The sequence below is a fragment of the Pseudomonas bubulae genome, from assembly GCF_037023725.1.
Lineage (GTDB): Bacteria > Pseudomonadota > Gammaproteobacteria > Pseudomonadales > Pseudomonadaceae > Aquipseudomonas > Aquipseudomonas bubulae.
This window is the reverse complement of record NZ_CP146077.1, coordinates 1071867-1085892: the sequence shown is the minus strand read 5'-3', so window position 1 is coordinate 1085892 and position 14026 is coordinate 1071867. Positions and strand designations below refer to the sequence as shown.

At 58.7% G+C, this 14026-nt stretch carries 13 protein-coding genes and 1 riboswitch; of the genes, 7 read left to right on the top strand and 6 right to left on the bottom strand.

The genetic code is table 11. The features are described from left to right. Positions 1–90: 90 nt before the first annotated feature. From V6L81_RS05030 to V6L81_RS05020, 3 genes are read left to right on the top strand one after another with little or no spacing between them, the layout of a single operon-like run. Positions 91–1323 (top strand): D-amino acid dehydrogenase, encoded by a 1233-nt coding sequence (locus tag V6L81_RS05030; protein WP_338660516.1) that lies wholly within the window; start codon positions 91–93, stop codon positions 1321–1323. A 30-nt stretch (positions 1324–1353) separates the two neighbouring features. Further along, positions 1354–1704: a RidA family protein gene (locus V6L81_RS05025; RefSeq protein ID WP_094999879.1), complete on the top strand. Its 351-nt coding sequence runs from the start codon at positions 1354–1356 to the stop codon at positions 1702–1704. Between the two features lie 22 nt (positions 1705–1726). Continuing rightward, the gene (locus V6L81_RS05020) at positions 1727–2629 is read left to right on the top strand and encodes a transporter substrate-binding domain-containing protein (RefSeq protein ID WP_095020458.1); all 903 of its coding nucleotides are present in this window, start codon (positions 1727–1729) and stop codon (positions 2627–2629) included. 575 nt (positions 2630–3204) lie between these two features. Here V6L81_RS05020 and V6L81_RS05015 read toward each other — a convergent pair. Both V6L81_RS05015 and V6L81_RS05010 read right to left on the bottom strand, forming a co-directional pair. Continuing rightward, entirely contained in the window at positions 3205–3924 is a 720-nt protein-coding gene (locus V6L81_RS05015) for a 16S rRNA (uracil(1498)-N(3))-methyltransferase (RefSeq protein WP_095031819.1), read from the bottom strand. Between the two features lie 73 nt (positions 3925–3997). Then, entirely contained in the window at positions 3998–5404 is a 1407-nt protein-coding gene (locus tag V6L81_RS05010) for an adenosylmethionine--8-amino-7-oxononanoate transaminase (RefSeq protein WP_095020460.1), read from the bottom strand. A 272-nt stretch (positions 5405–5676) separates the two neighbouring features. Here V6L81_RS05010 and V6L81_RS05005 point away from each other — a divergent pair, with 272 nt between their 5' ends. Together V6L81_RS05005 and V6L81_RS05000 are read left to right on the top strand one after the other, a co-directional pair. After that, a complete protein-coding gene (locus V6L81_RS05005) occupies positions 5677–6228 on the top strand; it encodes a cytochrome b (protein ID WP_095025292.1) in 552 nt (183 codons plus the stop codon). A gap of 32 nt (positions 6229–6260) precedes the next feature. Then, positions 6261–6836: a YceI family protein gene (locus V6L81_RS05000; protein WP_094999874.1), complete on the top strand. Its 576-nt coding sequence runs from the start codon at positions 6261–6263 to the stop codon at positions 6834–6836. A gap of 159 nt (positions 6837–6995) precedes the next feature. Here the strand turns inward: V6L81_RS05000 and V6L81_RS04995 are convergent, their stop codons facing one another. From V6L81_RS04995 to ahcY, 3 genes are all read right to left on the bottom strand, one after another. After that, positions 6996–8849 carry a DEAD/DEAH box helicase gene (locus tag V6L81_RS04995; RefSeq protein WP_094999873.1) on the bottom strand — a complete coding sequence of 618 codons (1854 nt, stop codon included), beginning with the start codon at positions 8847–8849 and terminating at the stop codon, positions 6996–6998. 363 nt (positions 8850–9212) lie between these two features. Next, complete coding sequence (metF, locus tag V6L81_RS04990) at positions 9213–10058, bottom strand: methylenetetrahydrofolate reductase [NAD(P)H] (RefSeq protein ID WP_094999872.1); 846 nt, start codon at positions 10056–10058, stop codon at positions 9213–9215. A 102-nt stretch (positions 10059–10160) separates the two neighbouring features. Further along, positions 10161–11570, bottom strand: a complete 1410-nt coding sequence (ahcY, locus tag V6L81_RS04985) for an adenosylhomocysteinase (protein ID WP_088378781.1) — start codon at positions 11568–11570, stop codon at positions 10161–10163. Between the two features lie 22 nt (positions 11571–11592). After that, positions 11593–11699: riboswitch (S-adenosyl-L-homocysteine riboswitch) on the bottom strand. Positions 11700–11894: 195 nt separating this feature from the next. Between ahcY and V6L81_RS04980 the strand changes: the two genes are divergently transcribed. Then, the gene (locus V6L81_RS04980; protein WP_016782518.1) at positions 11895–12296 is read left to right on the top strand and encodes an acyl-CoA thioesterase; all 402 of its coding nucleotides are present in this window, start codon (positions 11895–11897) and stop codon (positions 12294–12296) included. A 210-nt stretch (positions 12297–12506) separates the two neighbouring features. After that, complete coding sequence (locus V6L81_RS04975; protein ID WP_094999871.1) at positions 12507–13358, top strand: formate/nitrite transporter family protein; 852 nt, start codon at positions 12507–12509, stop codon at positions 13356–13358. Between the two features lie 7 nt (positions 13359–13365). On the opposite strand, the gene V6L81_RS04970 is transcribed toward V6L81_RS04975, so the two are convergent. Continuing rightward, positions 13366–13983 carry a hemolysin III family protein gene (locus V6L81_RS04970; RefSeq protein WP_094999870.1) on the bottom strand — a complete coding sequence of 206 codons (618 nt, stop codon included), beginning with the start codon at positions 13981–13983 and terminating at the stop codon, positions 13366–13368. Positions 13984–14026: the final 43 nt, after the last annotated feature.

Below are 14026 nucleotides of genomic sequence, written 5' to 3'. Positions count from 1 at the left end.
TTTGTTTATGGGATGACCATCTTTATTCATTGTTCGCCGCCTGTCACCTGCCCCTAATCTGAAGCCCGAACAACAAGGGTGAGGACTGACATGGCACAGCGAGTTTGCATCATCGGCGGGGGCGTAATCGGGCTGGCTACAGCGTATGCCCTGGTGCGCGACGGCTTTGAAGTGACGGTGATCGAGGCCCGCCCGACTTTGGGCAGCCAGACCAGCTTTGCCAATGGTGGCCAGCTCTCCTACCGCTATGTAGCACCGCTGGCCGATGCCGGCGTGCCGTGGCAAGCGATGGGCTGGATGTTGCGCGGCGACTCGCCCCTCAAGCTGCGCCCGCGCATGGACCCGGCCCAATGGCGCTGGCTGGCCTCGTTTGTGGCTGCCTGCCGTGGCTCGGTGAACCAGCGCAATGGCGCGCATTTGCTGCGCCTGGCATTGCTCAGCCAGGCCACGCTGCAGCAGTGGCGCGAAGAAGATCAGCTCGACGGCTTCGCCTGGCAGCGCAACGGCAAGCTGGTGGCGTTCCGTGAGCGCGGCAACTTTGAAAAGGCCCGGAAAAAAGTTATCCACAGCTCATTTCAACAAGCACTGACTGCCGGCGAGTGCGCCAGCCTGGAACCCGGGCTGCAAGGCTCGTCGTTTATCGGCGGTATCTATACCCCCAGCGAAGAGGTCGGGGATTGCCACGGATTCTGTCAGCAACTGGCCGCCCGCTTGCAGGCCAGTGGCCGTTGCACCTTTATGCTGGGCAAGACCGTCACCCGGCTTCGCCACGCCAACGGGGCGGTACAGGCAGTGGAAATGGGCGACGAGGTTCTGGCCGTGGACCAACTGGTGCTCGCCGCCGGGCACAACAGCCCGGCCCTGCGCCTGCCGGGGCTGCACCTGCCGTTGTACCCGCTCAAGGGTTACAGCCTTACGCTGGCCCTGACCGACCCGCAAAAGGCACCACAAGTGAGCATTACCGACTACGACCGCAAAATTGTCTACGCGCGTATCGGCAAGCAACTGCGCATCGCCGCGATGGTCGATATCGTCGGCTTCGACCCTGCCCCGGACCCCAAGCGCCTGGCGCAAATGCGTCAACTGGCCAGCAGCACTTTCCCGGATGCGGGCAACTATCAAACCGCCATCGAATGGGCTGGCATGCGCCCTGCAACCCCCAGCGGCGTACCCATCCTGGGTGCCAGCGGTTATCGCAACCTGTGGCTCAACCTGGGCCACGGCGCCCTGGGCTTCACCCTGGCCTGCGGCAGCGGGCGCTTGCTCAGCGAGCTGATTGCACAACGCAAAACCTCCATTGACATGCAAGGTCTGGCCGCCTGAGTGCGCCATCCCGTCCACAAGGAAAGCCCTATGACCATTCAACGCATCAACAGCAATGACCGCTTGAGCGCCGCCGCGACGTTTGAAGCCCTGGTGTTTCTGTCGGGACAGGTGCCTACGCAAAGCGAGGACATTACCGCGCAAACGCAAGAAGTGTTGAGCAAGATCGACGCCCTGTTGGCCGAAGCTGGCAGCGATAAAGACCACATCGTTAACGCCACCCTTTACCTGCAAAACATCCAGCGCGACTTTGCGGCCATGAATGCCGTGTGGTCAGCCTGGCTGTCGGCAGGCAAGGCGCCCACCCGCACCACCCTGCAGGCGGAGCTGGCACGGCCTGAGGTATTGGTGGAAATCAGCGTGATTGCAGTTCGTCATTAATCTGTGTGAGGGGAAAACAACAATGAAAAAATTTGCCTTGATCAGTTGCACGCTGGGCCTGTTAATCAGCCATGCCGTACAAGCCAACGAAGCCCCGTTGCAGGGCACACTGAAAAAAATCGCCGACTCGGGAAGTATTACCCTGGGTTATCGCGATGCATCGGTGCCGTTCTCCTATGTCGGCGATAACAGCGGCAAGCCCATGGGCTATTCGGTGGAGCTGGCCAATAAAATCGTCGAGCGCATCCAGCAGCAAGTGGGCAGCAAACCGCTGAAGGTCAAATACAACCTGGTGACCTCGCAAACCCGCATCCCGCTGGTGCAGAACGGCACCGTAGACCTGGAATGCGGCTCAACCGGCGTGACCGCCGAACGGCAAAAACAGGTGGCATTTTCCTATGGGTTTATTTACGTCAAAGGCCAACTGCTGACCGCCAAGGACAGCGGCATCAAGGGCTTTGATGATTTGCGCGACAAAAACGTGGTGACAACGGCAGGCACCACCAACGAACGCTTTATCAAAAGCTACAGCGCCGACCACAAAATGGGCATGAACGTGATCAGTGCCAAAGATCATGGTGAAGCCTTCAAGATGCTCGAAACCGGCCGCGCCGTTGCGTTTTATATGGACGATGCGCTGCTCTACGGCGAACGTGCCAAAGCTCGTGATCCGCACAAATGGGTGGTTGTAGGGGATGAGCAATCCCGTGAAATCTACAGCTGCATGGTGCGCAAGGACGACCCGCAGTTCCTGGCGGTGGTGAACAAGACCCTGGCCGACCTGTATCAGTCCGGGGAAATCACCAGCATTTACCAGCGCTGGTTCGAACAACCGATCCCGCCCAACGGCCTGAACCTGGAGTTCCCGATGACCGCCGAGCTAAAACAGATCATCGCCAAGCCGGTGAGTGACCCGGTGGAGTAAGGGCGTCAAAAAAAGTCTTCCGTTACACCCTCACCTTCAAACCAGCTGCCCCAAAACGCGCCTGCTGCACTCAGGCGCGTGCTGCTTCAGTGCGTTGCCAGCGTATCCAGCGACTTGTCGACATAACCCTTGGCCAGCTCCACCAAGTGCATGACCGACAACACCAAAACGAACGGGTGGCAGCCGTACGCAGGTTAGTAGACCGGTGAGCTCGGAAACCGGCGCGCCCGAGGGCGCCCTGCGCACGGCCACCATAAAGCGGGGCCGAAAAAAAGCGCCTCACTAAGGTGGCGCCTTGCGCCTTGCTCATCTACCAGGCGACTAAACCCGACCGCTGATTTGCAGCGATGGGCCGAGACTATTCCCCGATTTGAACAGGCGCAAGCGAGCGGAATCTTCTCGGATGATTCACGAGAATGAAAGCGAAACGTCGTACGAAACGACTGAAATTGAAGGCCACGCCTTTGTGGGAGCGGGCTTGCTCGCGATGCAGGCGCCGCGGTAGGTCTAGATAATCGCGTCGACCCCATCGCGAGCAAGCCTGCTCCCACAAAAGCAAAAAAGCAGGGCCTGACTTAGAAATCACCCCACAACTGCTGCGCCACGGCCAGGGCTACAACCGGCGCAGTTTCGGTACGCAGCACCCGTGGGCCAAGGCGTGCAGGCTGGTAGCCGGCGGCCTGGGCCAGGTCGATTTCGTTATCGGTCAGGCCGCCTTCGGGGCCGATCAAAAACGCCAGGCGCGAAGGTTTCGCGTGGCTGGCCAAGGGTTCTGACACCGGGTGCAGCACCAGCTTGAGGTCGGCTTCAGTGGTTTTGATCCAGTCGCTGAGCAACACCGGCGGATGGATAACGGGCACCCGCGAACGGCCGCATTGCTCACAGGCGCTGATCGCCACCTGCCGCCAGTGGGCCAGACGTTTGTCGGCGCGTTCGTCCTTGAGCCGCACTTCGCAGCGCTCGCTCATGATCGGGGTGATTTCACGCACGCCCAGCTCGGTGGCCTTTTGAATCGCCCAGTCCATACGCTCGCCACGGGACAGGCCCTGACCGAGGTGAATGGCCAACGGCGATTCAACTTGCCCTGCGAAGGTTTCGTCCAGCAGCACGCGTACGCGCTTTTTGCCGACTTCCAGCAAGCGTCCCAGAAACTCCTGGCCCGAGCCGTCGAACACTTGCAAGGCATCGCCCTCGGCCATACGCAGCACGCGGCCAATGTAATGCGCCTGAGCCTCAGGCAATTCATGCTCACCAAGGCTCAAAGGAGCGTCGATAAAAAAGCGGGACAATCTCATTTAAATTCTCTGAAAATTCGGGTGCTAATGTGGGAGCAGGCCCGCTCCCACAGGAGATACAGTACGGCCCGGTTTAACCCGGGTCACGGAAGTCCGGGTGAAAATTCGATGGCACGGCCACGCTGATGTCGCTGCGGGTCGCGATATCGATACCTTCACTGGCTACTTCAGCCAAAAAGTCGATCTGCTCGGGGGTGATCACGTAAGGCGGCAAGAAATACACCACGCTACCCAGTGGGCGCAACAACGCACCCCGCTCCAGGGCGTGCTGGAAGACTTTAAGCCCCCGACGCTCCTGCCACGGGTAAGCGGTTTTGCTGGCCTTGTCCTGAACCATTTCAATGGCCAGCACCATACCGGTCTGACGCACTTCCGAGACATGAGGATGATCAACCAGATGGGCAGTCGCCAGGGCCATACGTTGAGCCAGGGCCTTGTTGTTCTCGATAACGTTGTCTTCTTCGAAGATATCCAGCGTCGCCAACGCTGCGGCACAGGCCAGCGGATTACCCGTATAGCTGTGGGAATGCAGGAAGGCGCGCAGGGTCGGGTAATCGTCGTAGAACGCGCTGTACACCTCATCCGTGGTCATGCAGGCCGCCAACGGCAAATAGCCACCGGTCAACGCTTTGGACAGACACAGGAAGTCCGGCGTGATACCCGCCTGTTCGCAGGCGAACATGGTGCCGGTGCGGCCAAAGCCCACGGCAATTTCATCAAGGATCAAGTGCACGCCGTAACGGTCACAGGCCTCGCGCAGCAGTGTGAGGTACACCGGGTGGTACATGCGCATGCCACCCGCGCCCTGAATCAACGGCTCGACGATAACCGCAGCCACGGTTTGATGATTTTCGGCGAGAGTCTGCTCCATCGCCAAAAACATCGTGCGCGAATGCGCTTCCCAGCTCACGCCTTCAGGGCGCAGGTAGCAGTCGGGGCTCGGCACCTTGATGGTGTCGAGCAACAACGCCTTGTAGGTTTCAGTGAACAACGGCACATCGCCCACGGCCATCGCGGCCATGGTTTCACCGTGATAGCTGTTGGTCAGGGTAACGAAGCGTTTTTTGTCTGGCTGTTCACGGTTGAGCCAGTAGTGGAAGCTCATCTTCAGCGCAACTTCGATGCACGACGAACCGTTATCGGCATAGAAGCAACGGGTCAGGCCTTCAGGTGTCATCTTGACCAGCCGCTCGGACAGTTCGATCACCGGCTGATGGCTGAAGCCTGCAAGGATCACGTGCTCCAACTGATCGACCTGATCCTTGATGCGCTGGTTGATTCGCGGGTTGCAGTGGCCAAACACATTGACCCACCAGGAACTCACGGCATCGAGGTAGCGCTTGCCTTCAAAGTCTTCCAGCCACACGCCTTCGCCGCGCTTGATAGGGATCAAGGGCAGTTGTTCATGGTCTTTCATTTGGGTGCAGGGATGCCACAACACGGCAAGGTCGCGTTGCATCCACTGGTTATTCAGGCCCATTTTCACTCTCCTGGCGCTGGCTCCCGGCGTGTGCGGGCAAACAAGAGTGCAAGCCTATGCAATGCGCAGGCGTGTAACAACCTATTACGTTTACTCCGTATTCAAAGACGGCCTTGGACACCCACAGGCAACACAAATATTGTTAACGTTTGCTTAACGTTTGACTCTCAGGCTTCAGATCGTATTTATCGATAGCTTGCAGCAATAAAATGCGCTTTCAATCGATAGGTAAACCATTAGTCTTAGACCCAAGTTCCTACAGGATGTTGGTCATGCAGCTACGTAACTCTTCTTCTCGCTATGGTGCCGTCAGCATCTTCATGCACTGGTCTGTTGCGTTGGTGGTGTTCGGGTTGTTCGCTCTGGGGTTGTGGATGGTCGGTCTGGACTATTACAGCCCTTGGCGCAAAGAGGCGCCTGACCTGCATAAAAGCATTGGTCTGACGCTATTCGCTGTAATGCTGCTACGCGTTGTATGGATCTGGTTCAGCCCGGCACCGCCGGCACTGGCCAGTTACAGCCGTGCAACACGAATCGGTGCCAAACTCGGGCATGGTTTTTTGTATCTGGGTTTGTTTGCCGTGATGATCGCCGGCTACCTGATTTCCACCTCTGAAGGCGTGGGTATTCCGGTTTTCGGCCTGTTTGAAGTCCCTGCACTGATTTCCAACCTGCCTGACCAGGCTGATGTAGCGGGTGTCGTGCATCTTTACCTGGCATGGGCCGTGGTCATTTTTGCAGGGCTTCATGGTCTGGTTGCTTTGAAACACCACTTTATCGATCGTGATGCGACCCTGAACCGTATGCTGGGGCGCAAAGCCTGATGCTCAACCTCAACTCAAAAGGAATAGAACGCATGTTGAAAAAGACCCTCGCTGCGCTGGCTCTCGGAACCGCAATGCTGACCGCAGGTCAGGCCATGGCGGCTGACTACACCATCGACAAAGAAGGCCAGCACGCCTTTATCGACTGGAAAGTCAGCCACCTGGGCTTCAGCTTCATTCACGGTACTTTCAAGGACTGGAGCGGTACGTTCTCGTGGGACGCAGCCAAACCTGCCGACAGCAAGATTGACGTGACCCTGAAAACCGCCAGCCTGTTTTCCAACCACGCCGAACGTGACAAGCATATCGCCAGCAAAGATTTCCTGGACGTGAGCAAGTACCCGGAAGCGACCTTCAAGTCGACCAAGGTTGTGCCGACTGGCGACAACACAGCTGACGTAACCGGTGACCTGACCCTGCACGGTGTGACCAAGCCTGTAACCTTCAAGGCAACGTTCAACGGCGAAGGCAAGGATCCGTGGGGCGGCGAACGTGCTGGCTTCAACGCGACCACCACCATCAACCTGCAGGATTTCGGCATCAAGTCCCCAAGCAAGGACCAGACCCTGAGCCTGGATATCTCGCTGGAAGGCGTAAAGGCCAAGTAATAGCGCTTTTAAACGGCTAAAAAAAACGCCCCGGCTTGTGAGAGCCGGGGCGTTTTTTTGTGTGCTGTCGTAGGAGCGGGCTTGCTCGCGATTGGATTGCCTCGGTGCAGCCGTTAACCCGAAGTACCTGAATCGCGAGCAAGCCCGCTCCCACAATTTTTAGCGGTTACGCGTCAGCAGCGCTGGCTTCTCGCCACGCGGGCGGTTCGGCAGTTGATCGAGCTGCTCAGGCGTCGGGAAGCGATCGCTTTTCGACTCTTTGTGCATGATCTTCGGCTGGTTCTCGCGTGGGCCTTTAACCGCTGGCTCTTGACGGGCATCGTCACGGGCCGGGCGGTTTTCGCGACGGGCCTGGCCGTCACGCGGAGCGCCACTGCGTGGACCGCTGCGCTTGGCAGGCGGAGTGCCAGTGCTGGCACCGCTACCGGTACGCGGACCGTTCTGACGGCCACCGGTACGACCCGCTGGCGCAGCGCCAGTGCCTGCGCCCTGGGCCGGAGCCCCCGGGCGACGGCCACGGCTCTGGTTGTTCTTGTTCTGGTACGGGCTGACGTAATCAGCGCGGTTACCAAAGTTATCCACATCGTCATCACGGAACTCGTCCGGCGCACGATTGGCGTCGGCACGCGGGGTTGGCTGACGCTGTTCACGGGCAGGCTGAGCTTCGCGCGGCTTTTGCTCACGAGCTGGACGCTCGCTGCGAGCAGCTGCCGGCTTTTCTTTGCTCTTTTCCTTGCCCTTGTCTTTACGACCGCCGCCACCGCCCGGGTTACCCGGACCGTCGCCACGCGGGCCGCGCGGCGGGTTGCGCGGGTTACGCACATCCGGACGCTCGCGTACTTCAGGCTTTTCAGCTTCAACCGTGCTCGAGTCAAAACCCATCAGGTCGCCATCGGCGATTTTCTGTTTGGTCATGCGCTCGATGCTTTTCAGCAGTTTTTCTTCGTCCGGCGCTACCAGCGAGATCGCCTCGCCCGAACGACCGGCACGGCCAGTACGGCCGATACGGTGAACGTAATCTTCGTCGACGTTTGGCAGCTCGAAGTTGACCACATGCGGCAGCTGGTCGATGTCCAGGCCACGAGCGGCAATGTCGGTCGCTACCAGAATGCGTACGGTACCGGCCTTGAAGTCTGCCAGGGCTTTGGTGCGCGCGTTCTGGCTCTTGTTACCGTGGATGGCCACAGCGCTGAGGCCGTGCTTGTCCAGGTACTCGGCCAGGCGGTTTGCACCGTGCTTGGTACGGGTGAAGACCAGAACCTGTTCCCAGGCGCCAGCGGTGATCAGGTGCGCCAGCAAGGCACGCTTGTGCGTGGCAGGCAGACGGAACACGCGTTGCTCGATACGCTCGACCGTGGTGTTCGGTGGCGTTACTTCGATGCGTTCCGGGTTGCGCAGCAGCTTGCCAGCCAGATCGGTGATGTCCTTGGAGAACGTCGCCGAAAACAGCAGGTTTTGACGCTTGGCCGGCAGACGAGCGAGGACTTTTTTCACGTCATGGACAAAGCCCATGTCGAGCATACGGTCGGCTTCGTCGAGTACCAGGATTTCAACGTGGGACAGGTCAACACTGCCTTGACCGGCCAGGTCGAGCAAACGACCGGGGCAGGCAACCAGTACGTCAACACCACGGGCCAGGGCCTGAACCTGCGGGTTGGTACCCACACCGCCAAAAACACAGGCGCTCACGAACTTCAGGTCGCGGGCATAGAGCTTGAAGCTCTCATGCACCTGGGCGGCGAGTTCGCGGGTAGGCGTCAGGACCAGCACGCGTGGTTGGCGTGGGCCGTGGCGCTGGGATTTGTCCGGGTGGCCATTGGGAAACAGCTTTTCCAGAATCGGAAGAGCGAAGCCACCGGTTTTACCAGTACCTGTCTGTGCCGCAACCATCAGGTCGCGACCTTGCAACACGGCGGGAATGGCCCGCTGTTGCACCGGAGTAGGCTCGGTATAGCCCGCAGCTTCAATGGCGCGGACTAAAGCCTCGGAGAGACCGAGGGAAGCAAAGGACATGAGAAATCCTGTTCTAGTTAGGGCTTGGCCCAAAGGGATAGTCTTGCCTGGCGTGAATGGCGTTTAAGATGACGCAATCCCGTCCGGTCCTGCTCCAGTCCTGAAGGCCCATTCATGCCGCTCGCGCTGGCTGAGAGCTGCGCCGTAACGGGAGGTTGAATGCCTTGTACAAGGACGAGCGGCCGGGCGTAAGCCTGGCGGAAAAACCGGAGTATAACAGAGCAATCACGACGCGCCGATTTCATGCTGCCCAACGGCTTTAAACCCATGTGGGAGCGGGCTTGCTCGCGATGCATACGACGCGCATCCCTTGACGGACCGCAGCGATGCCATCGCGGGCAAGCCCGCTCCCACAAAGGCAGATCAGCGCGGCAGCTTGAGGTTGTTCCAGATCGCCAGGCTCGGATCAGCCTGGTTCAGGGTGTAGAAGTGCAACCCCGGGGCGCCGCCGTCGAGCAGGCGTTCGCACATTTCGCTGATGACCTGCTCACCAAATGCCTGGATGCTCTGCGTGTCGTCGCCGTAGGCTTCAAGTTGCTTGCGGATCCAGCGCGGGATTTCAGCGCCACAGGCGTCAGAGAACCGCGCCAGCTTGCTGTAATTGGTGATCGGCATGATGCCCGGCACCACAGGAATCATCACTCCCGCTGCTTGTACGCGCTCGACAAAACGGAAGTAACTGTCGGCGTTGAAGAAGTACTGGGTGATGGCACTGTCAGCGCCAGCATGGGCCTTGCGCACGAAGTTGTTGATATCGTCTTCAAAGTTGCGCGCTTGCGGGTGCATTTCCGGGTAAGCCGCCACTTCGATATGGAAGTGGTCACCGGTTTCTTCACGAATGAAGCTCACCAGGTCATTGGCATAGCGCAGTTCGCCGCTGGCCATGCCCATGCCCGAAGGCAGGTCGCCACGCAGCGCAACGATGCGCTTGATGCCCGCGGCCTTGTACTGGGCCAGCAGGCCGCGCAAATCGGCCTTGCTGTCACCCACGCACGACAGGTGCGGAGCAGCAGGTACTTTTACTTCGCTCTCAAGTTGCAGCACGGTATTGATCGTGCGGTCACGGGTCGAGCCACCGGCACCGTAGGTGCAGGAGAAGAAATCCGGGTTGTAGGTCGCCAGCTGGCGAGCCGTGTTCATCAGTTTTTCATGTCCAGCATCGGTCTTGGTCGGGAAGAACTCGAAGCTGTAACGACGGTCTTGAGACATGGGAATACCCTGGCGTGCGCGAGGGGGGCATGGACAACCCCTGACGCTGAACTTTCACACAAAAAAAAGGCGGTCAGTGCAAGCCTGACCGCCTTTCTTTAATCAGTAACGGTAGGTTTCTGGCTTGAACGGGCCTTCGACGGTGACGCCGATGTAGTCAGCCTGTTGCTTGGTCAGTTGCGTTACAACGCCACCGAAACCACGAACCATTTCCAGGGCCACTTCTTCGTCCAGCTTCTTCGGCAGCACTTCTACGGTCAGACGCTCGGCTTGAAGCTCGGCTGGCAGGTCAGCGTACTTCTGGGCGAACAGGAAGATCTGCGCCAGCACCTGGTTGGCGAACGAACCGTCCATGATGCGGCTTGGGTGACCTGTGGCGTTGCCCAGGTTAACCAGACGGCCTTCAGCCAGCAGGATCAGGTAGTCATCGTTCTGTGGGTCGAATTCGCCCAGGCCAGTACGGTGAACCTTGTGAACCTGTGGCTTCACTTCTTCCCATGCCCAGTTTTTGCGCATGAAAGCGGTGTCGATTTCGTTGTCGAAGTGACCGATGTTGCACACCACAGCGCGTTTTTTCAGCGCGGCCAGCATGTTCTTGTCGCACACGTTGACGTTACCGGTGGTGGTCACGATCAGGTCGATCTTGCCCAGCAGCGCAGCGTCGATGCTGGCAGCGGTGCCATCGTTCTGGCCGTTGATGAACGGCGAAACCACTTCAAAACCGTCCATGCAGGCTTGCATGGCGCAGATCGGGTCAACTTCGGACACTTTAACGATCATGCCTTCCTGACGCAGGGACTGGGACGAACCCTTGCCCACGTCACCGTAGCCGATAACCAGTGCCTGCTTGCCGGACAGCAGGTGGTCAGTACCACGCTTGATGGCATCGTTCAGGCTGTGACGGCAGCCGTACTTGTTGTCGTTTTTGCTTTTGGTGACCGAGTCGTTCACGTTGATCGCAGGGATCATCAGCTCGCCTTTGGCCAGCATGTCCAGCAGACGGTGAACACCGGTGGTGGTTTCTTCAGTCACGCCGTGGATCTTTTTCAGCATGGCCGGGTATTTCTTGTGCAGCAGCTCGGTCAGGTCGCCGCCGTCGTCGAGGATCATGTTGGCATCCCATGGCTCGCCATCTTTAAGGATGGTTTGCTCCAGGCACCACTCGTACTCTTCTTCGGTTTCGCCTTTCCAGGCGAAAACCGGGATACCGGCAGCAGCGATAGCGGCAGCAGCCTGATCCTGAGTCGAGAAGATGTTGCACGACGACCAACGCACTTCGGCACCCAGGGCAACCAGGGTTTCGATCAGTACGGCAGTCTGGATGGTCATGTGGATGCAACCCAGAATCTTCGCGCCCTTGAGCGGTTGTTCTGCTGCATAACGGCGACGCAGGCCCATCAGGGCAGGCATTTCGGACTCGGCGATAAAGGTTTCGCGGCGGCCCCATTGGGCGAGGGACATATCGGCGACTTTAAAGTCGTTAAAACCTGCAGGCGTGTTTACAGCGCTCATCAAGAGCCTCCATTCGTTTAATCGCGAATGGGCGCCGTTGTGCGTTTAGTGCCTGCCCAGGGAGCCCTGAACAAACAACGCCCCATCCGAGCCTGACAGGTTGAACCTGCTGCAGCGCCCCTCGGACAGGTGGCGGGAACGGTACCGGGTAAAAATGACCGTTTTGAAGCGAGGGGCATTATAGCCATCCGCGTCGATGTTCCCAAGGATTTATCCACGGCATTTTGATTTGCCTAATCGAGACCATAGTCGAAGCTTAATAGAGCTGAGTGCCGTGGTCTGACATCATGGTCGGCATCTAAGGCAAGACGGTCAGGAGCGAATATGAATTTTCACACCCGCAAATGGGTTAAACCCGAAGACCTCAACCCCAACGGCACCCTGTTCGGTGGCAGCCTGCTGCGCTGGATCGACGAAGAAGCCGCGATTTACGCCATCGTCCAGCTGGGCAACCAGCGTGTGGTGACCAAGTACATCTCCGAAATCAACTTCGTCAGTGCCTCGCGCCAGGGCGACATCATCGAACTGGGCATCACCGCCACCGAGTTTGGTCGCACCTCGATTACTCTGACCTGCGAAGTGCGCAACAAGATCACCCGCAAAAGCATCCTGACTGTGGACAAGATGGTTTTCGTCAACCTGGGTGAAGACGGCCTGCCGGCGCCGCACGGGCGTACCGAGATCAAATACGTCAAGGACCAGTTCCAGGATGACAGCCAGGCTTGATTAGCCGCGTTGTTGCACGGTACCTGTAGCAGCTGCCGAAGGTCTGAAGGGAATTTTAACTGTGGGAGCGAGCCTGCTCGCGAACGACTTTCGCGAGCAGGCTCGCTCCCACAGGGAGGGTTGACCGGCAACAGAGTATCTACAGGTCAAGAGTGAACAGCTACAGTCCATGCGTGTCGTACCTTCACACGCCTTCGGTTCTGGAGCCTTATGGACACTCAAAATTCAGGCAAAACCCCCAACCTGACGGCTGAAGAAAAGCACGAGGTCAGCAAAAACCAGCCACCGCGCGCCGCGGTGCTGCACGAAATCATCCGCCAGCAGGGCGATCTGGAACTGGAGCGCAGCATCGCCGCCCTGTTCTGGTCGGCACTGGCCGCCGGGCTGACCATGGGCCTGTCCCTTATGGCCATGGGCCTGCTCAACTCACGCCTGCCCGACGGCGACGGGTTCAAGGTCATCGCCAGCTTCGGTTATTGCGCAGGCTTTCTGGCGGTCATTCTCTCCCGCCAGCAACTGTTCACCGAAAACACCCTGACTGCCGTTCTGCCGATCATGAGCAAACCCACACTCAACAATTTCGGGCGGCTGCTGCGGCTGTGGGCGGTGGTGCTGGTGGGCAACCTGATGGGCACCCTGCTGGTGGCCTATGTGATGCTGCATTTGCCGATTTTCGACACGCAGACCGACAAGGCCTTTCTGGAAATCGGCCGCAAGGTCATGGAAAACGACGCCAGCCAGATGTTCGCCAAAGGCATTATCTCGGGCTGGATGATTGCCACCATGGTGTGGATGATCCCGTCCATGGAAAGCGCCAAGATGTGGATCATCATCCTCATCACCTACCTGATGGCCCTGGGTGACTTCACCCATATCGTGGTCGGTACGGCCGAGGTGTCGTATCTGGTGTTTGCTGGCGAGTTGCCCTGGAAGGACTTCTGGCTGATCTTTGCCGGCCCCACCCTGGCCGGCAATATCATTGGTGGCAGTTTTATCTTCGCCCTGATCAGCCACGCGCAGATCCGCAGCGACACCCAGAAGCCCAAGCAGGAGGTTCAGTAGCCCCGAGTCAGATCACATAATGGGCGATGGCCACAAAGTGCAGCAGGCTGCCGGCGATCACAAACAGGTGCCAGATGCCGTGGGCATGGCGCAGACGGTGATCGAGGGCAAAAAAGATGATCCCCACGGTGTACATCACCCCGCCGGTGGCCAGCCATACAAAGCCTGCGGTACCCAGCGCTGCCAGCAAGGGCTTGACGGCCACCAGTACAATCCAGCCCATGACCGCGTAGATAACGATGGACAGGATGCGGGCTTCGGAGCGCGGTTTGATCTCTTGCAGCATGCCGATCACCGCCATTCCCCACACGATGCCAAACAACGACCAGCCCCAGGGGCCGTGCAGCGTGACCAGGCAAAACGGCGTGTAACTGCCGGCGATCAGCAGGTAAATGGAGAGATGATCGAACTTCTGCATGATCACCTTGGAGCGCCCGCGCACGCTGTGGTACACGGTGGATACGCTGTACAACAGCACCAGCGTGACACCATAAATGGCCACACTGACAATCTTCTGCGGGCTACCGTCCAGACAGGCCATTACCAACAACCAGATACTGCCTATTGCTGCCGCCACGGCACCCACCAGATGGGTCCAGGCGTTGAGTTTTTCCCCGTGATACATGTGCAAGATCCTCAAGAGCCGATAGTGCGACTGTGTCACCTGG